The organism is Solidesulfovibrio fructosivorans JJ] (assembly GCF_000179555.1).
GTDB lineage: Bacteria > Desulfobacterota > Desulfovibrionia > Desulfovibrionales > Desulfovibrionaceae > Solidesulfovibrio > Solidesulfovibrio fructosivorans.
Window position 1 is genome coordinate 224,879 of record NZ_AECZ01000001.1, and the last position, 23,065, is coordinate 247,943.

The window sequence follows — 23,065 nt, forward strand, 5'->3', positions numbered from 1 at the left end:
TGCCATGATATAAGGGATTTCCCGACACCCATCAAGACGACGAGAGGAGCCACCATATGCTCGAGCCCGAGAAACTGGACACCTGGAGACGACGGTTGGCCGTGGCGCGCGGCGACGCGCCGGCGGACCTGCTTATAAAGGGCGCGCGCCTAGTCAACGTGCTTTCCGGGGAGATCCACGAGGCGGACGTGGCCGTGGCCGACGGCGTGGTGGTGGGCTTTTCCGGCCGGGAAGCGGCGCGGGTCGTCGATGCCGACGGCCGCTATCTTTGTCCGGGGCTCATCGACGGCCACATTCACATCGAATCGACGCTTCTATCTCCACCGGTCTTCGCCCGGGCCGTGGCCCCGCACGGCACCTGCGCCGTCATGTGCGATCCTCACGAGATCGCCAACGTCCTGGGACTCGCCGGCATCGAGTACATGCTGGCTTGCAGCCGCGACCTGCCCGTGACCTGCTATTTCATGATGCCGTCGTGCGTGCCGGCAACGGATATGGCCACGTCCGGGGCCAGGATCGGCGCGACGGACGTGGCGGCCATGCTGGCCCGGTATCCGGACCGCATCCTGGGGCTGGCCGAGGTCATGAACTATCCGGGCGTGGTGGCCGGCGACGCCGACATGCTGCGCAAGATACGGGCCGCGCGGGGTAGGGTCGTCGACGGCCACGCCCCGGGGCTCACCGGTCCGGCGCTCGACGCCTACGTCACGGCTGGGCCGGGCTCGGACCACGAATGCACGCATCTGGAGGAAGCCCGCGAAAAGCTGCGCAGGGGCATGCACATCATGATCCGGCAGGGGAGCACCGAGCAGAATCTCGAGGAGCTGATCCCGCTGGTCACGGCCGAAAACGCCGGCCGGTTCTCCCTGGTCAGCGACGACCGCGATCCGGTGGATTTGAGCCGCAAAGGGCACCTCAACGCCCTGGTCGCCCAGGCCATCGCCTGCGGCGTGCCGCCGGTCGCGGCCGTGGCCATGGCCTCGATCAACCCGGCCCGCTATTTCAACCTGCGCCGCAGGGGGGCCGTGGCCCCGGGATACAGGGCGGACTTCGTCCTTGTAAACGATATGGAATCCTTTGATATCACGGATGTTTTCTTGAAAGGGCGGCATATCGCCGACCTGGAATTTTCCGATTATTCGTGCCTGACGCCGCCGCGCGCCATGCATGTGGCCGGGGACGTGACCGAGGCCCGGCTGGCCATTCCGGCCCGGAAGGGCGCCCGGATAAAGGCCATCGGGCTTATTCCCGGGCAGATCGTCACCGAATGCCGCGTCATGGACGCGCTCGTCGAAGATGGGCTGGCCGTGGCCGATCCGTCGCGCGATCTGGCCAAGCTGGCGGTCATCGAGCGCCACAAGGCCACGGGCAACATCGGCCTGGGCTTTGTGGCCGGGCTCAAGCTGCAACACGGGGCCATCGCCGGCACCGTGGCCCACGACGCGCACAACCTGATTGTGGCCGGCACCAATGACGCGGACATGATACTGGCCGCCCAGGCGCTCATGGTCTCGGGCGGTGGCTTCGCCGTGGCCGGGGGCGGCAAGATTCTGGCCCAGGTGCGGTTGCCCGTGGCCGGGCTTATGAGCGACGCGCCGCTTGAGGTGGTCATGGAGGGCCTTGTCGCCTTGCGGGCGGCCTACAGACAGATAGCACGGCCCAAGCCCGAGGCCTTGGACCATCCGTTCATGGCCATGTCGTTCGTGTCCCTGGAAGTCATTGGGGCGTTGCGGCTTACGGACCAGGGGCTGTTCGACGTGACGTCGTTTTCTCGAACGCCGCTTTTCGTCTGAAGGACATCGGTCCAAATGGGGAAACCGCGCCAGCACGTGCTGAGCCCGCACGTGCTGATGACAAGCAGGCCATGTTGTTGATGACGTTTCGTATGACAGGACCGAGTGGGAAGCGGATACGAAACGCTGGCGGAGCCATCCGAAGGCGATCTCTGGAGGGCTCTTGGTCGGAGGGGAGCCCTTTCCGTCTTTTTATATTTGTCTCATAATGTAAATTATGTTAACTTTGGTATGGACAGGAGGGGGATTTCGGGCAAAAACTGCCGCATTCGCTCGTTTCTCCCCCCGTGCATTGTCCTTGGCCAAACGGCCATGTCCCAACCAGACGTTTAAACGGAAACATGGGCCATCGCCGGCACCGTGGCCCACGACGCGCACAACCTGATCGTGGCCGGCACCAACGACGCGAACATGTGCTCAAGCCCCACAAGCGCTTCCAAGGATGCTGCGCTTTGGCCAAGGCCGCCTGTCGGGATGCGTCGGACGCGAAGGCGTATTCTTCAAATATGCGCCGCACGCGGCTGTCGCATCCCGACAGGCGGCCAGCCCAAAGCTGCCTTTTCGTCCAATCGACCAGCTGATCATCATTGTGGGCTTGCCTGGGACCGAACAAACCTCGTCCACAAGCCAAGAGCCCTTCGCACCCCACCCATCCATCTCCAAACAACCTTGCCCAATAAAAAAAAGCCCGGAGATGTCCGGGCTTTTCTAATAATATCAATGATTTTCTGTATGTTTTAAGCGGATTAGCCGCGCTCCTTCTTTTTCGCGCCATCAAGCGTGTGCCGATCCTTGGCCGAAAGCACGCTCTTGCGCAGCCGGATGGACACCGGCGTGATCTCCACCATCTCGTCCTCGCGCACGAAATGCAGCGCCCGCTCCAGAGTCATGGGCAGAACCGGCGACAGGATGACGTTTTCGTCCTTGCCTGAGGCGCGCATGTTCGTCAGCTTCTTTTCCTTGCACGGGTTGACGTTGATGTCGTTATCCCTGTTGTGCTCGCCGACGATCATGCCTTCGTAAACCGGGTCGCCGGGGACGACGAAAAGCCGGCCGCGCGGCTCCAGGTTGAAAAGCGCGTACGGCACGGCCACGCCTTGCCGGTCGCAGACGATGGAACCGGTGAAGCGGCTGGGAAAATCGCCCCGGTATTCCTCATAGCCGTCCAGGGACGAGTTCATGATGCCCGTGCCCTTGGTGTCGGTCAAAAACTCGTCGCGGTAACCGATAAGTCCTCGGGATGGAATGGAAAATTCCACCCGCACCCGGCCCGAACCGTGGTTGACCAGGTTCAGCATGCGTCCCTTGCGGATGGAGAGCTTTTCCGTGACCACGCCCACGAAGGCCTCGTCGCAGTCGATGAAAAGATGCTCGATGGGTTCCTTGCGCACGCCGTCCTCGGTCTTGAAAATGACCTCCGGCCGCCCTACCGACAACTCGAAGCCCTCCCGGCGCATGGTTTCGACCAGGATGGCCATCTGGAACTCGCCCCGGCCCTTGACCGTGAAGCTGTCCTTGTCCTCGGTCTCCTCCACGCGGATGGCCACGTTGCGCAGTGTTTCCTTGTAGAGGCGCTCACGCAGCTTGGCCGACTGGACGAACTTGCCCTCCCGGCCGGCGAACGGCGAGGAGTTGATGGCGAAGCGCATGGCGACGGTCGGCTCGTCCACATGGATGCGCGGCAGGGCCTTGGGCGAATCCGCCGTGCAGATGGTGTCGCCGATGGTGACTTCCTCGACGCCGGAAAGCACGATGATGTCGCCCGACTCGGCCTCGTCGGTCTCGGTCAGGCTCGGGCCTTGATAGACCTGCAGCTTGGAGACGCGAAGGGGATTGGCCGTGCCGTTCTCGTCGATGCGGACCAGGGTTTCGTTGATGCGGGCCGTGCCCGAGATGACCCGGCCGATGGCCAGCCGGCCCAGAAAGTCGGAATAGCCGAGGTCGGAGACCAGCATGCGGAAGGGTTCGTCGGGATCATGGGACGGGGCCGGGATGTCGGCCAGGATGTGCTTGAACAGGGGGGCCAGGTCCTTGCCCTCCTCTTCCAGCGACTCCTTGCACATGCCCTCGCGGCCGATGGCGTAGAGCACCGGGAATTCGAGCTGCTCCTCGGAGGCGTCCAGGTCGATGAACAGGTCGTAGATCTCGTTTAAGACTTCCTCGGTGCGGGCGTCCTTGCGGTCGATCTTGTTGACCGCGACGATGACGGGAAGACCCCGGTCCAGGGTCTTTTTGAGCACGAAACGGGTCTGGGGCAGCGGCCCTTCGGAAGCGTCGACAAGGAGCACCGCGCCGTCGACCATGGACAGCGCCCGCTCGACCTCGCCGCCGAAGTCGGCGTGGCCGGGGGTGTCGATGATGTTGATCTTGACCCCTTCGGAGATCACGGCGCAGTTCTTGGCGGCAATGGTGATGCCGCGTTCGCGCTCCAGGTCCATGCTGTCCATGATGCGGTCGGCCACTTCCTGATTTTGCCGAAAAAGGCCGCTTTGGCGGAACATATGGTCGACCAGCGTGGTCTTGCCGTGGTCGACGTGGGCTATGATGGCGATATTGCGAAGCGATTCGTTGCGAATTTTCTGGCTCATGCGGGGGTCCTTGGAAAAAACGTTCCGACGCGCGGAGTGCCGCGCGCCGGGCTAGGGGGCATACCGTAATGCCCGCGGTTAGGCAATCGGCAGGGCGAAGGTGAATGTGCTGCCCGATCCGAAACGTGATACGTACGAAATGCGACCGCCGTGTGACTCGACGATGTGTTTGCAGATGGCCAGCCCCAGTCCCGTGCCCTTGGGCTTGTTGGTCAGTGTTGCGCCGATCTGGTTGAATTTTTCGAAAACCTTATGCTGCTCGGCTTCCGGAATGCCGATGCCGGTATCGGCCACGTCGATGACGACATAGCCGTCCGCGGTCCTGGCCCGGCAGGTGACGGAGCCCTGCTCGGTGAATTTGAGGGCATTGGAGACCAGGTTGACCAGCACCTGGATCAGCCGGTCGCGGTCGCCGATGACCTCGGGCAGACGGCCCTGGATGCTCGTCTTCAGGGCGACCCTGGGGGTGGCGGCCAGCAATCCTTCCGATGCGCTCATGACATGGCGCACCACCTCGGCCGGGTCCACCCGCTCGTGTTTGAAGGCCATCTTGCCGGCCTCGAGCTTGGCCAGGTCCAGGACGTCGTTGATGAGGTGCTTGAGACGCTCGCCCTCGGAGACGATGATCCCGAGGTTCTCCATGATCTGTTCGGCTTGCCGGCGCTGCCTGGGATCGTCGCCGAGGAGGCGATTAAACAGCTGGTCCAGGCGCTTTTCGATAATGACGGCAAACCCCATGACCGAGGTCAGGGGGGTGCGTATCTCGTGGGAGACCATGGACAGGAATTCGGATTTGGCCCGGTTGGCGGCGTCGGCCGCCTCCTCGGCCCGTTTGCGGATGGTCACTTCGTGGGTGAGGCGCTCGTTGGCGCGGGTCAGTTCCGCCGTGCGTTCGGCCACGCGGCGTTCGAGCTCGTCGTGGTAGCGCAGAAGCGTCTGCTCCGCCTGCTTGCGAATGGTCACGTCCTGGAGCGACCCGTCGAAGCGTTCCGCCTCCCCGGCGGCGTCCCGGATGCGCCGGGCGTTGATGAGGCCCCAGATCAGGTCGCCGGATTTGGTGACAAGCTGGACTTCCAGGTTCTTGACCTGGTCGTAGCGTTCCAGCTCGGCCCGGATGCGCTGACGGTCGTCCTCGCGGGCCACGGTCTGGTCGATGATGCTTTTGACGCGCCGCATCATCTCGCGCGGCGAAGCATAGCCCAAAATGGTGGCCACGGCCGGGTTGGCGCTGATGAGCCGTCCGTCCAGGGAACTTTGGAAAATACCCTCGGCCGCGTTTTCGACGATGCCCCGGTATTTTTCCTCGGCCCGGCGCAAGGCCAGTTCGCTTTTTTTGCGCTCCGAGACGTCCCGGGCCACGATGACGGCAATGGGCCCGTCCTCGCCCTTGGCCATGCGGAACGTCATTTCCACGGCCGGGGTCGTTCCCTTGCCTCCTGGCCTCGTGAGGACCGTTTCCAGGCGTCCGGCGGCGAAATCCCCGGAAAAAAGTCCATGGAGATGCTCCACGGCTTCCATGGGGAGCAGTGCGGCGAAAGGAAGCCCGAGGAGCGCCTCCCGCTCCTGGCGCAGCATGACTCCGGCCGCGCCGGCGGTGTCGGCGATGCGGCCCGTGCGGCCGTCGACCAGGAAAATGGCCTCGCCGGTCTGTTCGAGAAGCGAACGGAAGCGCTCCAACTCCTCGAGACGGCGCTTGAGCTCCGGGTAGTAGCTTTTGCTGACCGAGTGTTCGCCGAAGCCGAGCAGTCTGTCCCGACGGCCGGCGTCGCTGTCTGCGGCGTCAGCCGTTTGTCTGCCTGGCGTCTTCATAAATCGCTTCGATATCGGCTTGGCTCGGCTGCCGGGGGTTGGTCAAAAGGCACAGGTCGTCCAGGGCATTGTGGGCAAGCCGGGTCAGGGCTTCCGGGCCGACGCCGAGGTCGGCCAGGCCGATGGTGACGCCGGCGGCGCGCTTGAAGTCCCGCATGGCGGCGAGCACAGCGTCCTTCTTTTCGTCCGGCCCGGCATCGTCGGCGAAGCGCGCGCCCAAAAGACGTCCGATGTCCGCGTAGCGCTCCGGCGCGGCGCTGAAATTGTAGTCCGCCACGTGATCCAGCAAAATGGCGTTGCAAAGCCCATGGGGCAGGTCGAGCAGCCCGCCCAGGCTGTGGGACATGGCGTGGACCGCGCCGAGGATGGCGTTGGAAAAGGCCATGCCGGCGTACAGGCTGGCCAGGAGCATGCCGCCGCGGGCCTGCATGTCCTTGGGGTTGCGCATGGCCGGAAGCAGATGGGCGGCGATGAGGCGGATGGCCTCGCGGGCGAGCAGATCGGTCATGGGGCTGTTCGCGTTGGAAACGTAGGCCTCCATGGCGTGGGTCAGGGCGTCGAGTCCGGTATGGGCGGTCAGGGTTTCGGACATGGTCACGGTGGTTTCGGGGTCGATCAGGGCCGCGTCCGGGATCAGCGTCTTGCCGGCAATGGCGATCTTGACCCGGCGCTCGCTGTCCGTGATGATGGCGAACTGGGACACCTCGGCCCCGGTGCCGGCCGTGGTCGGCACGCACAAAAGCGGCGGGCCGGGCCGTTCCACGTTGTCCACGCCCTCGAATTCCCGGATGTGGCGCTGGTTGACGCTGACGATGCCGATGGCCTTGGCGCAGTCCATGGCCGAGCCGCCGCCGACGGCCACCAGGGCATCGCAGCCGGCGTCGCCGAAAATGCGCGATCCGGCCATGGACTCGTGATCGCGGGGATTGGAGGAAAAATCGGTAAAAAGGGTCGTTTCGACCCCGGCGGCGTCGAGGCTTTCCTGGACCCGCTGCGGCCAGCCGAAATCCATGAGGCCGGAATCGGCCACGAGCAAGGCATGGCGCACGCCGAGCCCGGCCGCCTGCCGCCCGGCCAGGGCCAGGGCTCCGTTGCCGAAAACAAATTCCGGGGCCACGAATTTGCGCATGGCAAGTAAAATATCGTCCCGCATGCGCCCTCCCCTGCGACGCGACATTGCGCCGGTTATCCCGGAGCCCCGATTGTTTGTCGAATACGGTCGGGCCATGCCGAGAAAACGGCGTCTGGCCCCAAGATACAGCGTTGACCGGGCCCTTACAAGGCTTGACGACGCGGCGCAACCGTCCGGCCGGACAGCTCCGCAGCGGTGACGACTTGGATGCCCCGCTCGGCCATGGCTTCGGCCAGCCCGGGTTCGGTGAGCGCCGCGAGTTCCAGCTCGCGTCCTTCGCTGTAGGTGCTGATCGCGGCCAGTGCGGCGTCGTGGCGGCCAGGGTGGACCATGACCTCCACCGTTCCCGAGCCGCCAAGGGCGGCGAAGGCGGCGTCCACCAGGGACAGAAACGTCGTGGCGCTCAGGTTCTCGCCGTAAAACCGGGTGAGGCACAAATCCGCATGGACCACGCCGGCTTCAGTCAGTGATTCGCGCATGGCGTCGGAAACGGCTCGTCCCGGCACGCCGAGTTCCCGGGCCAGCTCTACAAAGATCGGCATGGCTCCCGGCCGATTGTGGATATGATGATGGGAGTCGAGGTGGCTTGGCGTCAGTCCCGATTGCCTGAACCGGGCCAGCTGGGCCCGCCATTCCCGGCGCACCTCGTTCGGATCGATGTCCACGACCGCTTTCTTTTTACGGGGGAAAAGCCCCTCTTCCGTGACCAGGCTGGGGATTTGCTCCGGCGGCAGGCAGGGACGCCCCCCAGTGAGTTGCAAATGCAACCCGACCCGGCCGGCGATGCGCGGTCCCAGGCGGGTAAGCCGCTCCAGCCCGCCCTCGACGCAGACCATGGCGGTCGTGCCTCCGACGACGCCGGCGGCCATGGCCGTAAGAATCCCGGCGCTCACCCCCTCGGTCAGGCCGAAATCGTCCGCGTTGACGAAAAGCCGACGCATCCCCCCTCCTCTCCGCTCAAACCGCCGCAAGCCCGTCCTACGGATGCACCCGGGCCAGGACTTCGGCCACCAGCTTTTCGATGCCCTTGGCGATGTCCGCGATGCCCGGGCCGAGCATGTAGGCCGGGGTGCTGACGAGATTGTTGGCCGCGTCCACGTGGATTTCGTCCACGGCGCATGTGATGTGTTTCGCCCCGGCCGCTTCCAGGGCCTGGGCCGTGCCGGGATCGTTGCCGATGGTCAGTTCGGGATGAAACCGGCCCAGAGCCAAGGCCAGCACGGCCGGGGCGATGCAGATGGCGCCGATGGGCTTGCCGGCGGCATGCATGGCGTCAAGCAGCGTGGCCACGGAAGGGGAAACTGTTCCTTTCGCGCCTTTCTCGGCAAAATCGCAGAGGTTTTTTGCCGCGCCAAAACCGCCGGGCAAAATCAGCCCGTCCAGGGCGTCGGCCGTCACGGTCGCCACATCGGTCACCGCGCCCCGGGCGATGCGCGCCGCTTCCACGCGTACGTTGCGCGTCTCCCCGCTTGGGACCTTGGCGGCATGGTCCACGGCCGGTGCGGTCATCTCCGGAGCCAGGCACAGAACCTTGGCGCCGGCCTTGTTCAGAAAATAGAGGGCCAGCGTCGCCTCGTGGATTTCCGAGCCGTCCAGCACGCCGCATCCCGAAAGCAAAACGCCGATGGTTGGCATCACATCGCCTCCGTGCCGCAACAGGGTTTTACGCTGCGTTTTCGATCCGTTAAATCTTAGCCCCGGGGCCCGTTTTCGTCAAACCGGACCGGCGCGGTCACGTCTTCGTACAACATCACCCGCGTTGCCTTTGGGGTGAAAAGAGCGCAAAAAGCCCCATGTCCGAACATTTGCCCAATACTTTAACCGACCGCGTCACACCGCTCACCATTTCCGATACCACCCTGCGCGACGGAGCGCAGATGCCCGGGGTGCGCTTTTCCGTCGACGACAAGGTCGCCATCGCCAAGGCCCTGGCCGCGGCTGGCGTGGACGTCATCGAGGCCGGGTTTCCGGCCGTTTCCGACCGGGAAATCGAGGCCGTGCGCCGCATTGCCGCCGAGGTGGCCGGTCCCCGGATCATGGTCCTGTGCCGGGCCTTGACAGCCGATCTTGACGCCGCCTGGGAAGCTCTGCAAGAAGCCGGTCCCGACCGGCGCGGGGTGGGCGTTTTCCTGGCCACAAGCCCCCTGCACCGCCGCGACAAGCTCGGCAAGACCAAGGGCGAGTGCCTGGAGATGATCCGGCAGGCCGTGACGTATGCCCGCAAGCGATTTCTCAAAGTGACCTTCAGCTGCGAGGACGGCAGCCGCACCGAGCCGGCCTTTTTGCGCCAGGCCTATACCGTGGCCATGGACGCCGGGGCCACTGGCATCGGCTTTCCCGACACACTGGGCATCCTGACACCCGAGACGGTCAAGCGGCGGGTGCGCATGCTTACGCAACTCGCCCATCCGCGCGGTGTGCGCCTGCGGGTGCACTTCCACAACGACCTCGGGCTGGCCACGGCCAACACCCTGGCCGCCGCCGGGGCCGGCGCGGATATCGTGCATCTGACCGTGGGCGGCATCGGCGAGCGGGCCGGCAACGCCCCCCTCGAGGAAACGGTCATGGCCCTGCGCCTGCACAGCCGGCAGTACCGCCGAAGCGTCGGCGTCGATCCGATGCGGCTGACCGGACTGTGCCGGCTCGTTTCCGAGCGCTCGGGCGTGCCCATCGCCCCAAACAAGGCCGTGGTCGGGGGCAACATCTTCGCCACGGCGGCCGGGGTGCACCAGGACGGACTGCTCAAAAACCCCGACACCTACCTGCCTTTCCACCCCGAAGCCGTGGGCGCGCACGGCATTCGCCTGCCCCTTTCGCCCATGTCCGGCCGGGCGGCCCTGGCTTTGCGCCTGAAGGAACTGGGCATCGAGCTGACCCCGGACGAACTGGCTGTCGCCGGCCGGCTGGTCAAAAACGCGGACAAGGAAGCCTGGGCCGACGAGGAGGGGCTTGTGCGCCGGGCCGCCGCCAAGGCCAGGGAGCGTGGCGCGTGACCGGTGCCACCGGCATCATGGCCCTTTTCCTGGCGCTGACCCATCTCTACGTCCGCCTGCTCTCCCCGGCCATCGACACGCCACGGAGCCCCTGGCTGTCCCTGGCCGGCGGCGCGGCCACGGCCTACGTCTTCGTCCACATCTTCCCCGATCTGTGCGCGGGCCAGGAAGCGGTGCGGCGGGCCGGCTGGACCGTTTTGCCGGCGCTTGACCACCACGTGTTCCTGGTCGCCCTGGCCGGGCTGCTCGTCTTCTACGGCCTGGAGCGGGCGGCCATCCTGGCCCGGGGCGGCCGCGACGCCCCGCCGGCCGGGCCGGAGAAAAGCGGCGTCTTCTGGTTGCATCTGACCTCGTTTGGTCTGTACAATTTTCTGATCGGCTACCTGCTGGACAACCGGGAGGTGCCGGGACCGGTGAGCCTTGTCACCTACACCGTGGCCATGGCCCTGCACATGGCCGGAACCGACCACGGCCTGCGGCAACATTTCACCGGCGACTACCATCGCCTTGGCCGCAAGGTGCTGGCCGGGACGGTCCTTGGCGGCTGGGCCTTTGGTGTGGTCTTCCGCGTTCACGAGGCACTTTTGGCCGTGCTGTTCGCCTTTCTGGCCGGCGGCGTGGTCATGAACACCATGAAGGATGAAGTCCCGCTCGATGGATCGGGAAATTTCCCGGCCTTTGCCCTGGGCGCGGCCGGCTACGCCGCATTGTTGCTCCTCTTATGACACGAAACCAAGTCTCTCCCCCGAATAAAGACCGCCATGCCTTTCTCGGCCGGCAGGTCTGGCGGCTCTACACCTTCCTGCGTCCGTACAAAAAGGCCATGATCGGCGGCCTGGCCCTGAACATTCTGGCCCGGGCCTTCGACCTGCTTCCCCTGGCCATCGCCGGTCGGGTCATCGACGCCGCCGCGCGCGGCGAGTCCGGTCCCAAGGTCTACCTCTTCTACGGTCTGACCGTACTGGCGAGCTTCATCTTTCTGGCCGTGTTCCAAAGCGGCTCGGATTACATGCTTTCGGCCCTGGCCCAGAAGACCCGCCACGATATCCGGCTGGCGCTTTACGGCCATCTGCAATCCCTGGAGCCGGCCTTTTTCGAGGACCGCCAGACCGGCGACATCATGTCCGTGATCGTGGCCGACGTGGATGCCCTGGAAAGTTTCCTCACCGACTCCACGACCTCGATCATCCGCCTGGTCGTCACTTTCTGCGGCATCTACGGCTACCTGTTTTTCCTGGAATGGCGGTTGGCCCTGCTCCTTTTCGTTCCCCTGCCCCTGGCCATCTTCGCCGTGCGCCGCTTCGTGACCCGGGTCCAGCCCCGCTATCGGCAAACGCGCCGGGCCGTCGGGGCCATTGCCGGCATTCTCGAAAACAATATCAGCGGCATGGGCGTCATCCAGGCCTACACGGCCGAGGACAGGCTTTATGAGGCCGTGTCCGCGCGTTCGGCCAGCTACCGCGACGAGGCCATCGCCGCCGAGGGCGAGCGGGCCCGGTTTCTGCCGGCCATCTATGCCGTGGCCGGGCTGTCCTTCGGCGCGGTCTTCGCCGGTGGCGGCTATCTGGTGGCGGCCGGACTCGGCCCGACCGTCGGCGACTACACCACCTTCGTGCTCTTTGCCGCCCGGCTGGTGCTGCCGCTTTTCGTCTTCGGCATGCTCATTAACCAGATTCAGCGGGCAGAGGCCGCCGCTTCGCGCGTCAGCGAGCTGTTCGCCGTGCGCCCCCGCGTGGCCGATGCGCCCGGGGCCGTAGCCTTGAGAGGGAAGCCCAGCCGCCTGGAATTTAGGGATGTGCGCTTCGCCTACCCGTCGCGCGGACAGGTCATAAACGGTATCAGCTTCAGCCTGGCAAAGGGGCAGGTGTTGGGTGTGGTCGGCCCGACCGGGGCCGGCAAGTCCACTCTGGTCAAACTGCTCCTGCGCTATTTCGAGCCGACCGGCGGGGCCATCACCGTCGATGGCGCATCGCTTGCCGCCTACACGCTCAACAGCTATCGCGGCCACCTCGGCTACGTGTCCCAGGACGCCTTTTTGTTTCACGGCACCGTGGCCGAAAACATCCTGCTCGGCCGCCCGGAGGCGGACATGGCCGCCGTGCGCCATGCCGCGGCCGTTGCCGGAGCCGACGACTTCATCATGAAGCTCCCGTCCGGCTACGACACGGTCATCGGCGAACGCGGGCTCAAGCTCTCCGGCGGCGAACGCCAGCGGGTGTCCCTGGCCCGGGCCATCCTGCGCGATCCGGCCATCCTGATCCTCGACGAGGCCACCTCGGCCGTGGACACCCGCACCGAGGCCATCATTCAGCAGAATCTGTACGCCTTCCGCGAGGACCGGCTCACCCTGGCCGTGGCCCACCGCCTTTCCACCGTGCGCCAGTGTTCGCAGATTCTGGTCGTGGTGGACGGCTATGTGGTCGAGCGCGGCGACCATGAGACGCTCCTTGCCGCCGGCGGGGTCTACGCCGGCATGTGGGCCGTCCAAAGCGGCGCGGAGACTTTGGAGGAGGGGGGAGCCTCCGGCGGCTCGGGGGAAACTTTTTGAAAAAAGTTTCCCCCGAGACCCCCTTCAAAAACTTTCAAAGGGATCGATTAAAAAGTTAAACCATAACATGATGTGTTATTAAAAGTACAAAAATAAATCATAGTTATAGAACAATTGAGGGAATAATCAGGAGCGGTAGGCCAGACGCCGGGCGCTTCCCCGAGTCGGGAAATGCTCCCACAGAGGGACCGGATGATCAGGGCCGGCGGGAGGGGCGCGGACGCGAAGGCGTATTCTTCAACTATGCGCCGCACGTGGCCGCGCCCCCCCCGCCGGCCAAGCAAAAAATAATAATACAATACAAGACAATACAGTATGACAAATCGACAATACGAAAAACCTCCGCCGTTCGACCCGGAGGTCGCGACGGTCCTGGACGTGGTGGCGGCCCATCCGGCCACCCAGGATGTCTTTCGCGGCTACGACGCGGCGGCGGGCTGCTGCCTGCTGTGCCAGGGGCTTTTCGAGACGGTGGGCGGTTTGGCCGCGCGTTTCGGCCTTGACCGCGACGCGCTGGTGCATGATCTTACGATGGCAATCAACAAGGAAAATCCATGAGCATCGAACTGGTCAAGACCGTCACCGCCGCCGGCTGAGCGGCCAAGATCGCTCCAGGGGACCTGGAGGCCGTCTTGCAGGGCTTGCCGCCCGTATCTGATCCTCGCTTGCTGACCGCCTCCGGCGTCAACGAGGATGCGGCGGTGGTGCGCCTTCCGGACGGCCGGGGACTGGTCCAGACCGTGGATTTCTTCACCCCCATCGTCAACGATCCCTTCAAGTTCGGCCGCATCGCGGCGGTCAACGCCCTGTCCGACGTCTACGCCATGGGCGGCACGCCGCTTTCCGCCATGAACATCGTCTGCTTCCCCATAAAGACCATGGAACGGGAGGTGCTGGCAGAAATCCTGCGCGGCGGGCTGGACGCCGTTCTGGAGGCCGGGGCGGTCCCGGCCGGCGGGCATAGCGTGGAGGACCCGGAGGTCAAATACGGCTTGGCCGTGTCCGGGCTGGTCGACGCCGATGCCTTCGCCACCAACACCGGCCTTGCGGAAGGCGACGTGCTCATCCTGACCAAGCCGCTCGGCACGGGCGTCTTGGCCACGGCGCTCAAGGGCGATTTCGGCGATCCTGTAGCACTCGAGAACGAGCTTTTCACCTGGGCCGGGCGGCTCAACACGGCCGGCGGCCGGGTGATCCGGGAACTTTCGCTCAAGGCGGCCACGGACGTGACCGGCTTCGGCCTGGGCGGCCATCTGCTGGAGATGGCTGTCGCTTCGGGCGTTGCCGTGGAAATCCGGCTTGCCGATGTTCCCTTCCTGCCCCAGGCCGTGGAGCTGGCCGGGCTGGGGATGCTCCCGGCCGGCAGCTTCGCCAACCGCAACTACTGCGCCAAGACCGTTTCCGTGGCAAGCGGCCTCGATCCGATCCAGTCCGATCTCGTCTTCGATGCCCAGACCTCGGGCGGCCTCGTGCTGGCCGTGCCCGAGGCGAAGGTCGCGGCGGCGCGACGGATGTTGCTCGATGCCGGCGATCTGGCGGCGGTGGTCGGCCGGGTGGTCGCGGCGCGCCCGGATATGGCGCGGCTGCGCATCGTCTGATAGAGACTTCCGGCAAGGAGAGATCGTTTATGCGCTACGACGTTGTTTTCCATGTCGATGAGGACGCCGCCCATCTCGATGCGGCGCTGACCAATATTCGCAATTATTACGATGCACTGCCCCAGGAGCGTTTCACGGCCGTATTGCTGGTCAACGGTCCGGCCATCAAGCTTATGGGCGCGGACGGCGAACATGCGAAGGCGCTTGCGGAGGTCGCCGCGCTGGGGCTTACGGTCCGGGTTTGCCGTAATGCGCTGCGGCATTTTAGCCTCGCCCCCGAGTGGCTTTGCCCGGTGTGCGAGATCGTGCCGGCCGGCGTGGTGGAGCTGGTTGCGCGCCAGGCCGAGGGATACGCCTACATTAAGCCATAGCCGCCATTGGCCTCCATGGATTACCTGAGCCTGTGCTGCATCGCCAAAGACGAAAACGCGTTTATCGTCGAGTGGGCGGTCTATCATGCCATGCTCGGCGTGGAACGGCTCATCATCTACGACAACGATTCACGCGTCCCCCTGGCCGAAACCCTGGCACCCTACGCCGCCCACATCCCCTGCTCCATCGAGACCATCACCGGCCCGGCCCGGCAGCTCGACGCCTACGCCCATTGCCTGGAAACCCATGGCGCGAGCACCCATTGGCTCGGGTTCATCGATGTGGACGAATTCCTGCTGCCGCGCCGGGAAGACGACCTGCGCCTGCTTCTGACCGACTTCGAGGATCATGCCGGACTTGGGGTCAACTGGGTCATGTTCGGCTCCTCCGGCCATGAGGCCCCACCACTGGGACTTCTCCTCGAAAACTACACCCGGCGTTCGGACTACGCCGCTCCGATCAATCTGCACATCAAAAGCATCGTCAAACCGCGCGCCGTACACCAGCCCCTGTCGCCCCATCATTTCGCCTACAAAGTGGGAAACGGCTGCGTGGGCGAAGGTGGTTTTCCCCTGCCCGGGCCTTACGGACCGCACCACAACGAGCGGATACAGCTCAACCACTACTTTTTCCGGTCACGACAGGATTTTCGGGAAAAAATCGAACGCGGCCGGGGCGACATGCCAACGAGCGCCTTTCGGCACAACATGGCGGATTTCGACTACCAGTTGCGCCACTACACCATCCCGGACCGGGACATGGAGCGCTTTGTGCCGCAACTGCGGGAGCGCTTAGCTGGGAACTGGCCGTCTCCGGCCGTTCCCGCCGACTGGGAGGCGGACAGCGAACGGCTGCGCCTGCTTTTGGAGCGCAACCGCCCGGACTTGGCCGAATCCCTGTCCCGGAGACTGGTGGCCGCCCATGCCGCAAATTCCGGGGCTTGGAGCCTGCGCGCTCTGGCCTTGGCGCTCCTTGGCCGGCACGGGGAAGCGCATGAGGCCATGGCCCGCTCGTTTCGCATCGAGCAGACCGTCGAGAACCTCTATCAGCTCTTCCGCATCCAAACCCTGGCCGGCGATACGGACGAAGCCCGGCGCACGGCGCGCTATATCTCTTGGCGACTGACCGGCGTGGACGCGGAGCTGCAAAGCGAATGCGCCTGGATTCTGGAGGCGATCCGGCCTGTGCTCTAACCGGGCCGCATGCCGCACCAAAAGGAATGGACTTGGGTGAACGAACGCCAAAAGCCCGTCGCGGCGAACCGTGACGGGCGAAAAGGCGTAACAGCCGGGGCGAAGAAAAGGCCCTAGGCCTGTTTGGCTTTGTTGACGGCGGCGGACAGGCGGGAGACGTTGCGGGCAGCGGTCTTCCAGTGGATGATCTTCTTGCTGGCGGCCTTGTCCAACACCTTGGTGGCGGTAAGCAGAGCGGTCTCGGCGGCGGCGGTATCGCCACCGGCCAGGGCGACGCGGACGTCCTTGATGACGTTGCGCACGCGGGTCTTGACCGCCCGGTTGCGAGCCCGGGCCAAAAGGCTTTGACGATGCCGTTTCAGAGCGGATTTATGATTGGCCAAGGATCGTTCCTCCATGTAATGTTCGCTGAAGCAGAGTTACTTATGCGAACTCGTTAAATGCGTCAAGCAAAATATTGATCAAGCCGGGGGAGGGAACCCCACCCTCCCCAAAAACTCTTAACGGGTCATTTTCGTAAGAGTAAAAAAACTGGTCACGGTGACCGGATGATCCCCGTTGAAAGTTTTTGAAGGGGGTCCAGGGGGAAACTTTTTTCAAAAAGTTTCCCCCTGGCCGCCGGAGGCGCCCTCTTTCCCTCTTACACCTGCAACGCGGCGAAGTCCGCCACGCGGCCCAGGCGGTCGACCAGGGCCTTGAGCAGATTGAGTCGATTGAGGCGCACGTCCATGGCGTCGCACATGACCATGACGTTGTCGAAAAAGGCGTCCACGGTCGGGCGCAGTTCGTAGAGCACGTCGAGCACGGCGGCATAGTCGCCGGCGTGAAACAGTGCATCGTAGCGCGGAAAGACCGCTTCACAGGCCGCGGCGAGGTCTTTTTCCGCCTGTTCTTCCAGAAGCTCGGGCTTGATCGCGCCGGAAAGCGGCACCCCGGCCCCGACGCCCTGCTTGCGGATGATGTTGGCCGCGCGCTTGAAGGTCAGCACCGCCTGGCCGAAGTCCGGCGTGGCGGCAAAAGCGGCCAGGGCCGCCACGCGTTCGGCCAGGGCCGCGATATCGGTAAACGACGCTCCGACCGCCGCCTCGACCACCAGGGTGTCGAAGCCGCGCCCGGTGAAGTAGGCCCGCAGGCGTTGGCCGAAGAAATCGAGCAGCTTGGCCAGAAGGTGGGTGCGGTCCACCTTGAACTTCAGGTCGCCGTAGCCGTCGATGGCCGCCTGGAGCAGTTCCATGAGGTCGAAGCGCAGCCCGTGCTCGATGACGATGCGGCAAATGCCGAGCGCCGCGCGGCGAAGCGCATAGGGGTCGGCCGCGCCGGTCGGGGCCATGTCGTTACCGAAACAGCCGGCGAGCGTATCGGCCTTGTCGGCCACGGACAGGATCGCCCCGGCCAGGGTGGCGGGCACCGGGCTGTCCGGTCCGGCCGGCAGGTACTGTTCGCCGACGGCCCGGGAGACGGTCTCGGACTGGCCCTTGCGGCGCACGTAGATGCCGCCCATGATGCCTTGCAGTTCGGCGAATTCGCCCACCATCGTCGAAACGAGGTCCACCTTGGACAGGCCGCCGGCCTGGGAGGCCTCGAGCATGATCTCGGGCTTGCCGGAAAGCTCGGCCACCACGCCGCACAGCCGTTCGAGGCGGCGGGCCTTGTCGCGCATGCTGCCGAGTCCGGCCAGAAATACAACGCTTTCGAGCTTTTTCTGCCAGGTTTCGATGTCCGTGCCCAAATCGGCTTCCCAGAAAAAGCGCGCATCTTCCAGCCGGGCCGTCAACACCCGCTGCCAGCCCCGGCGTACCAGCTCGAGATCGGCCGGCATGAGGCCGAGTGTGGTGAGGAAGACCGGCAGCAGTCCGCCCTTCCCGTCTTGCACGGCGAAGCTTTTCTGGTGCGACTCCATGCTCGTGATGAGCACTTCGCGCGGCACGTCGAGGAATTTGGGGTCGAACCGGCCGAGGACCACCACCGGGTGTTCGGTCAGGCCCGTGACCTCCATGAGCAGCGTGGGATTGATGACCGCCGTGCCGCCGGCTTCGGCCGCCAGCTTCTCGGCTTGCGAACGGACCATGCCTTCGCGCTCCCGGGCGTCAAGGATGACCTTCCCCTGGTCGCGGATGACGGCGAAGTAGTCCTTGGCCGTGGCGATGGAAAACGGGCCCGGGCCCATGATGCGGTGCCCGCGCGTTTCTCGGCCCGAGGCGATGTCGTCCAGGCGAAACGGCACCACGGCGTCGTCGAGCAGGGCCAGAAACCAGTGCACCGGCCGGCCGAAGGCGAATTCACGGGAGCCCCAGCGCATCCGTTTGGGGAAGGACAGTTTTTTGACCACATCCTGGCAGATGCCGGGCAGAAGGTTCATGGCCGTCTCGCCGCCAACGGTCTTGCGCAGGGCCAGATAGCGGCCTTTTTCCGTCTCCATGACGAAGACGTCGGCGACGTCCTTGCCCTGTCCCTTGGCAAAGCCCGACGCGGCGGGCGTGGGGTTGCCCGAGGCATCGAAACCCACGCGTTCGGGCGGGCCGGTGACGACTTCCTCTTCCCGGGGCGAGGCTTCGGCCAGCTCCGGGATGCTCACCACCAGCCGGCGCGGGGTGGCGAAGGCGGCCACTGCGTCGCTGCCGAGTTTGACCTGGGCCAGCTCTTCGGAAAAAAGCGCCCGGGCCTCCTCGGTCAGGCCGGCCAGAAACCGGGCCGGCATCTCCTCGAATCCGATCTCGAACAGAAAATGGGGCATGGCGTGGAGTCCTTTATGCGCTTTGATTGAGGAGGGGGTAGCCGAGTTCCTTGCGCTGGGCGGCGTAGAGCCGGGCCAGTCCCGAGGCCAGGGCGCGCACCCGGCCGATGTAGCCGGTGCGTTCGGTGATGGAGATGGCCCCCCGGGCTTCGAGCATGTTGAAGGCGTGGGAACACTTGAGGCAGTAGTCGTAAGCGGGCCAGGCCAGCCCCATCTCGCAAAGCCGCCGGCATTCCTTTTCGCAGGCGTTGAAATGATTGAGCAGCATGGCGGCGTCGGATTCCTCGAAATTGTAGCGCGATTGCTCGTATTCGCCGCGCTGGTGGATCTGGCCGTAGGTCACCTGCCCGTTCCAGTCCAGGTCGTAGACCGAATCCTTTTGTTGCAGATACATGCAGATGCGCTCGAGGCCGTAGGTGATCTCCACGGAGACCGGCGACAGGTCGATGCCGCCCACTTGTTGGAAATAGGTGAACTGGGTCACTTCCATGCCGTCGAGCCAGACTTCCCAGCCCAGGCCCCAGGCGCCGAGGGTCGGCGATTCCCAGTCGTCCTCGACGAAGCGGATGTCATGCTCGCGGGCATTGAAACCGATGGCGGCCAGACTCTCCAGGTAAAGGTCCTGGATGTTGTCCGGTGAGGGTTTCAGGATGGTCTGAAACTGGAAATATTGTTGGAGCCGGTTGGGGTTTTCGCCGTAGCGGCCGTCGGTGGGACGGCGCGACGGTTCGACATAGGCGGCCTTCCAGGGTTCGGGGCCGATGACGCGAAAGAAGGTGGCCGGATTGAAGGTGCCGGCGCCGACCTCGGTGTCGTAGCCCTGGACCACGAGGCAGCCGGATTTGGCCCAGAAGTGTTGCAGCGTCAAGATGAGATCCTGAAAATACATGGTTGCTCCGATTTCAAGGTTACGCCGCCGGCCGGGCCGGGGCGCCGGGACGGAAAGAACGTCGGACATGGCCGCAGCCGAAAAATTTTCGCCGGGTCAGGCGCGTACGAAGCCCCCCTGCTCCCAGGCAAGACCCAGATGGAAACGCACGAGCAGGTCAACGGTCCGGGAAAATTCCCGAGCCGCCGCCGGATCGGGACGGCAGGCCGCCCAGGCGCCGGGATCGCCGGAGACGGCCGACTCGAGCAGAGACAAGGCCTCGGGGGCGAGGTGCTGACGCACGCCGTGATCCCCGCCGCGCCGACAATCCGGGCAGGTCAGCCGGCCGGCTTCCACATGGCAGACGGCTTCGTCATCGCCAAACGGCCTGCCGCAGACGGCGCATCGGTCGCAGACCGGAAAGGTGCCGTGCAGGGTCGCGAGTCTGGCCCGGAAAAAAAGCGGAAAAAGCGCCGCCGGGGCGGACGCGTTTTCCAGGGCGGCCAGCATGGCCCGCAGCAACGCGTAGGCATCGGCTGCGCCCTGGGGACCGATATGCACGGCCTCGAAAAATTTCAAGCAATTGATGGCCATGCCCAAGCGCGGAGGATCGTGGCGCAGGTTGGTCGGGGCGTCAAGCAGTCTGGCCTCGGTCAGGCAGTGATAGCCGCCCCGTCCCGAGCGACGCACCTTGAAGCGGACATGGTTGAGCGGGTCCAGGCAGCCGAGAAAGCGACGGCGGCTTTTCATGCCGCCGAACGCAAATGCCGTATACCCGCCGCGCACCGGGGAGAAAAGCCGCACCCAGGCGTCGATTTCCCGAAACCGCCCCACCTTGAGCACGAGCGCCTGTTCGGAAAATTCCATGGCCGTCTCGAAGCGTCGCCTTTTGGCCTCCCCCCGGCGAAAAGGGGTTCCCGCCGGAGGGGGGCACTGGGCCGATTTTAGGGGAACCGGATGGTCTTGCTTTCGCCTTTCTCGGTCGTGACCGGCGTTTCCTTGCCGGCGTACCGGAACACCACGCTGCTCGGATTGCCCAGGCGGATCTCGACCTTGTCCGCAAAGGGGACGGTGAGGCGCTGCCCCTTTTTCACGTAGATTTCCTTGGAAGGTCCTTTGTCCGGCGTGACGATGAGCCAGCTGCCATCCTGGCCGTATATCTCGACTTCCTTGGCCGTGGCGGCGGTGTCGCCGGAGGAGGCGGCAGCGGGCGTCGCCGGGGCCGCCGCGGGAACCTGCGCGGCAGGCGGCGTGGTTTCGGTGCTGGCCGGCGTCTTGGCGGCCTCGGATTCGGTCTTCTTGGCTACGAACTTCAGGGTTTTCACCGAGCCCTTGGTGGCCTGAAGCGGATAGAGCTTGTTGTCGAAGCGGATTTCCACCGCGCCGGCGTTGCCCAGGCGTACAAGCAGATAATCGGCGAAGCGGCCCTCAAAGGTATCGCCTTTGGTCAGCATGGCTTCGCGCATGGCGCCGCCGTCCGCGCCGGCTTGAATCCAGCAGCGGTCGTTGGCCGTGATGACGACGGTATGGGGGCCGGCTTCTCCCACGGACAGGGTCGGGGCGGCCGGAGCGCCGGGAGCGGGCGGAGCCGGTTCGGGCGCGGGAGCGGGCGGAATGGATGCGTGGGCGTCTCCCGCGGCCGGACCGCTGGTGGCGATATCCTGGGTGGCCTGATCCTCGGGGGTGGGGGCCGGCGCTGCCGGCTGGGCGGCCGGAGGGGGCGGCAGGGTCGTGGCCTCGGCCTGCGTTTGCGGCGCAGCCGGTGGCGTGGCCGGTTCGGCTGGTTCGGCCGTCTTGGCCGCGGGCACGGTCGGCACGGGGCGTTCCGGTTCCGGGGCGGGTTGCGGCGGCGCGGCCTTGGGGGCCGGTTCGACGGCGGCCTGCGGAGCCGGGGCTTCCGGTTCGACGCCGGACTTGTGCAGGACATGGCCGTAGAGATACCAGCCGAGGCCCGCCACGACGCACACGACGAGGACAACGACGAGGATCGGCCCGACCGGGAACTTCGGGGACGACCTGACGATGCAGTCGCAATCGTCTTCGGGGATGTTGTGCAGAATCGGCGTGTTATTGAGTTCCGGCTCCTCGGGTTGATAGACCTCGGCCAGCCGCTTGGAAAAATCGTCCAGATCCACGCCGAGCAGTTTGGCGTAGTTTTTTATGAAACCCTTGGCGTACACCGGGTGGGGCAGGTTGCTCTTGTTGCCCTCCTCAATGGCCGTCAGACAGCTGCGCGTGATCTTGATCTTGTCCGACACGGCCTCGATGGAAAGGCCCTGCCGCTCCCTTTCCTCACGCAGCATTGTCCCTAACTCGCGCAAATCCATAGAAGAAGCTCCTCTGAAACCACGGCGGCTGGGCGGGAGGGACACCCGTGAGGCGGACCGGGGTCGTTACAGCTTGACCTCGATGACCGCCTTGGACCGCAGATTGTCCATATAATCCTGGAAGAGTTTATCGAATTTCTGCTTGTACAGCATTTCCTGTATCTGGTTCCGGACGCTCTCGAAGGACGGACCGGCCGACGGCGCCGGCTGCGGCGTCTTGGCCGGAGCGGCGTTTTTCCCGGTACGCAGCTTGAGCAGCACGGCCTTGCCGTCGAGCATCACCGGCTGGCTGACCTGTCCGGCCGGAACGGCTGTCAAAGCGTCACGCAAAGGCGGGGCCAGATCCTTGACCTGCACGTCGCCCAGGTCACCGCCTTGGTCCCTGCCGGGGCCGATGGAAAACTTCCGGGCCGCGTCGGCGAAGGTGATCGTCCCCGCGCCGATCTTTTGGCGCAGTTCCTCGGCCTGCTTTTTGGTGGGCACCATGATGAAGCTGATGTTGCCGGACACCTTGGGGCCGAGGATCGACTTCGTGGTCGACAAGGTAGCCTTGTGTTTTTCGTAGTAGTCCCGGATCTCGTCGTCGGTGACCAGGACCTTGCGGTGCACCATGAAGCCGAGCAGCCGCTTTTTCATGTTGTCTTCACGCATGCGCTTGCGGAATTCCTTGAGGGTGAGCCCTTCCTTGGCCAGTTCGGCCTGGAACTGCGCCTGCGTCAGATTGTTTTTCTTCTTGAGCTCATCGATCTGGGAATCGAGTTCCGTTTCCGAAACATTGATTTTGAGCCGGGCGGCTTCCTGTTCGATGAGGATGTCGTTGATCATGGATTCCAGGACCTGACGCCGCAATTCCTCGGCCCTGGGGTCGCCGGGCGCGAACGAGATCCCTTGGGTCCGCTGCACCAGCTCGGCCACTCGGGAGTCGAGGTCGAACAGGGTAATGAGTTTGCCGTTGACCACGGCAACCACCCTGTCCACGAGCTGGGTCGCGTGGGCCAGGCCGGACAATGCAACCAACAGGCTTACGACAACGAGGCATTTGGGAAGGCGAGGCAAGGTATCCTCCATGCGGGGCTTTTCAGGCATGATCGGCAAGGTGCGCCTTCCGGG

Annotated in this window: 20 protein-coding genes; 9 read left to right on the top strand and 11 right to left on the bottom strand. The window is 64.8% G+C overall.

The annotated features are described in order from the left end of the window. Positions 1–56 precede the first annotated feature (56 nt). On the top strand, positions 57–1,793 hold the full coding sequence (gene ade, locus DESFRDRAFT_RS01055) for an adenine deaminase (protein WP_005990259.1): 1,737 nt from the start codon (positions 57–59) through the stop codon (positions 1,791–1,793). Between the two features lie 348 nt (positions 1,794–2,141). Continuing rightward, a complete protein-coding gene (locus DESFRDRAFT_RS23210) occupies positions 2,142–2,534 on the top strand; it encodes a hypothetical protein (RefSeq protein WP_144004877.1) in 393 nt (130 codons plus the stop codon). Between the two features lie 5 nt (positions 2,535–2,539). Here DESFRDRAFT_RS23210 and typA read toward each other — a convergent pair whose 3' ends face one another. The 5 genes from typA to elbB form a co-directional block, all read right to left on the bottom strand. Beyond that, complete coding sequence (gene typA, locus DESFRDRAFT_RS01060; RefSeq protein WP_005990262.1) at positions 2,540–4,381, bottom strand: translational GTPase TypA; 1,842 nt, start codon at positions 4,379–4,381, stop codon at positions 2,540–2,542. Between the two features lie 78 nt (positions 4,382–4,459). Then, positions 4,460–6,190, bottom strand: a complete 1,731-nt coding sequence (locus DESFRDRAFT_RS01065; protein ID WP_005990263.1) for a sensor histidine kinase — start codon at positions 6,188–6,190, stop codon at positions 4,460–4,462. Further along, on the bottom strand, positions 6,162–7,343 hold the full coding sequence (gene ercA, locus DESFRDRAFT_RS01070) for an alcohol dehydrogenase-like regulatory protein ErcA (RefSeq protein ID WP_005990264.1): 1,182 nt from the start codon (positions 7,341–7,343) through the stop codon (positions 6,162–6,164). Before ercA ends, DESFRDRAFT_RS01065 begins: the two co-directional genes overlap by 29 nt. A gap of 122 nt (positions 7,344–7,465) precedes the next feature. After that, a complete protein-coding gene (locus DESFRDRAFT_RS01075; protein WP_005990265.1) occupies positions 7,466–8,263 on the bottom strand; it encodes a carbohydrate deacetylase in 798 nt (265 codons plus the stop codon). A 37-nt stretch (positions 8,264–8,300) separates the two neighbouring features. Beyond that, on the bottom strand, positions 8,301–8,957 hold the full coding sequence (gene elbB / locus DESFRDRAFT_RS01080) for an isoprenoid biosynthesis glyoxalase ElbB (RefSeq protein WP_005990266.1): 657 nt from the start codon (positions 8,955–8,957) through the stop codon (positions 8,301–8,303). A gap of 158 nt (positions 8,958–9,115) precedes the next feature. On the opposite strand from elbB, the gene DESFRDRAFT_RS01085 reads away from it, so the two are divergent. From DESFRDRAFT_RS01085 to DESFRDRAFT_RS20575, 7 genes are all read left to right on the top strand, one after another. Beyond that, on the top strand, positions 9,116–10,315 hold the full coding sequence (locus DESFRDRAFT_RS01085; RefSeq protein WP_005990267.1) for a LeuA family protein: 1,200 nt from the start codon (positions 9,116–9,118) through the stop codon (positions 10,313–10,315). Then, positions 10,312–11,040 (top strand): hypothetical protein, encoded by a 729-nt coding sequence (locus DESFRDRAFT_RS01090; protein WP_005990268.1) that lies wholly within the window; start codon positions 10,312–10,314, stop codon positions 11,038–11,040. Before DESFRDRAFT_RS01085 ends, DESFRDRAFT_RS01090 begins: the two co-directional genes overlap by 4 nt. Continuing rightward, entirely contained in the window at positions 11,037–12,863 is a 1,827-nt protein-coding gene (locus tag DESFRDRAFT_RS01095) for an ABC transporter ATP-binding protein (RefSeq protein WP_005990269.1), read from the top strand. Before DESFRDRAFT_RS01090 ends, DESFRDRAFT_RS01095 begins: the two co-directional genes overlap by 4 nt. 315 nt (positions 12,864–13,178) lie before the next feature. Continuing rightward, positions 13,179–13,421: a hypothetical protein gene (locus DESFRDRAFT_RS01100; protein WP_005990270.1), complete on the top strand. Its 243-nt coding sequence runs from the start codon at positions 13,179–13,181 to the stop codon at positions 13,419–13,421. Further along, positions 13,418–14,461: a selenide, water dikinase SelD gene (gene selD / locus DESFRDRAFT_RS01105; protein WP_081458391.1), complete on the top strand. Its 1,044-nt coding sequence runs from the start codon at positions 13,418–13,420 to the stop codon at positions 14,459–14,461. The genes DESFRDRAFT_RS01100 and selD overlap by 4 nt, the downstream gene beginning before the upstream one ends. Before the next feature lie 29 nt (positions 14,462–14,490). Beyond that, the gene (locus DESFRDRAFT_RS01110) at positions 14,491–14,832 is read left to right on the top strand and encodes a DsrE family protein (protein WP_005990272.1); all 342 of its coding nucleotides are present in this window, start codon (positions 14,491–14,493) and stop codon (positions 14,830–14,832) included. A 15-nt stretch (positions 14,833–14,847) separates the two neighbouring features. Next, positions 14,848–16,026: a glycosyltransferase family 2 protein gene (locus DESFRDRAFT_RS20575; protein ID WP_005990273.1), complete on the top strand. Its 1,179-nt coding sequence runs from the start codon at positions 14,848–14,850 to the stop codon at positions 16,024–16,026. Between the two features lie 113 nt (positions 16,027–16,139). Here the strand turns inward: DESFRDRAFT_RS20575 and rpsT are convergent, their stop codons facing one another. The 6 genes from rpsT to DESFRDRAFT_RS01145 form a co-directional block, all read right to left on the bottom strand. After that, positions 16,140–16,409 carry a 30S ribosomal protein S20 gene (gene rpsT / locus DESFRDRAFT_RS01120; RefSeq protein WP_005990275.1) on the bottom strand — a complete coding sequence of 90 codons (270 nt, stop codon included), beginning with the start codon at positions 16,407–16,409 and terminating at the stop codon, positions 16,140–16,142. Between the two features lie 257 nt (positions 16,410–16,666). After that, complete coding sequence (gene glyS / locus DESFRDRAFT_RS01125; protein WP_005990277.1) at positions 16,667–18,760, bottom strand: glycine--tRNA ligase subunit beta; 2,094 nt, start codon at positions 18,758–18,760, stop codon at positions 16,667–16,669. 13 nt (positions 18,761–18,773) lie between these two features. Beyond that, positions 18,774–19,649 carry a glycine--tRNA ligase subunit alpha gene (locus DESFRDRAFT_RS01130; RefSeq protein WP_005990280.1) on the bottom strand — a complete coding sequence of 292 codons (876 nt, stop codon included), beginning with the start codon at positions 19,647–19,649 and terminating at the stop codon, positions 18,774–18,776. 96 nt (positions 19,650–19,745) lie between these two features. Further along, positions 19,746–20,495 carry a DNA repair protein RecO gene (gene recO / locus DESFRDRAFT_RS01135; protein ID WP_005990284.1) on the bottom strand — a complete coding sequence of 250 codons (750 nt, stop codon included), beginning with the start codon at positions 20,493–20,495 and terminating at the stop codon, positions 19,746–19,748. A gap of 77 nt (positions 20,496–20,572) precedes the next feature. Continuing rightward, positions 20,573–21,931: a RodZ domain-containing protein gene (locus tag DESFRDRAFT_RS01140; protein WP_233489529.1), complete on the bottom strand. Its 1,359-nt coding sequence runs from the start codon at positions 21,929–21,931 to the stop codon at positions 20,573–20,575. Between the two features lie 90 nt (positions 21,932–22,021). Next, complete coding sequence (locus DESFRDRAFT_RS01145; RefSeq protein ID WP_043793569.1) at positions 22,022–23,011, bottom strand: SurA N-terminal domain-containing protein; 990 nt, start codon at positions 23,009–23,011, stop codon at positions 22,022–22,024. Positions 23,012–23,065: the final 54 nt, after the last annotated feature.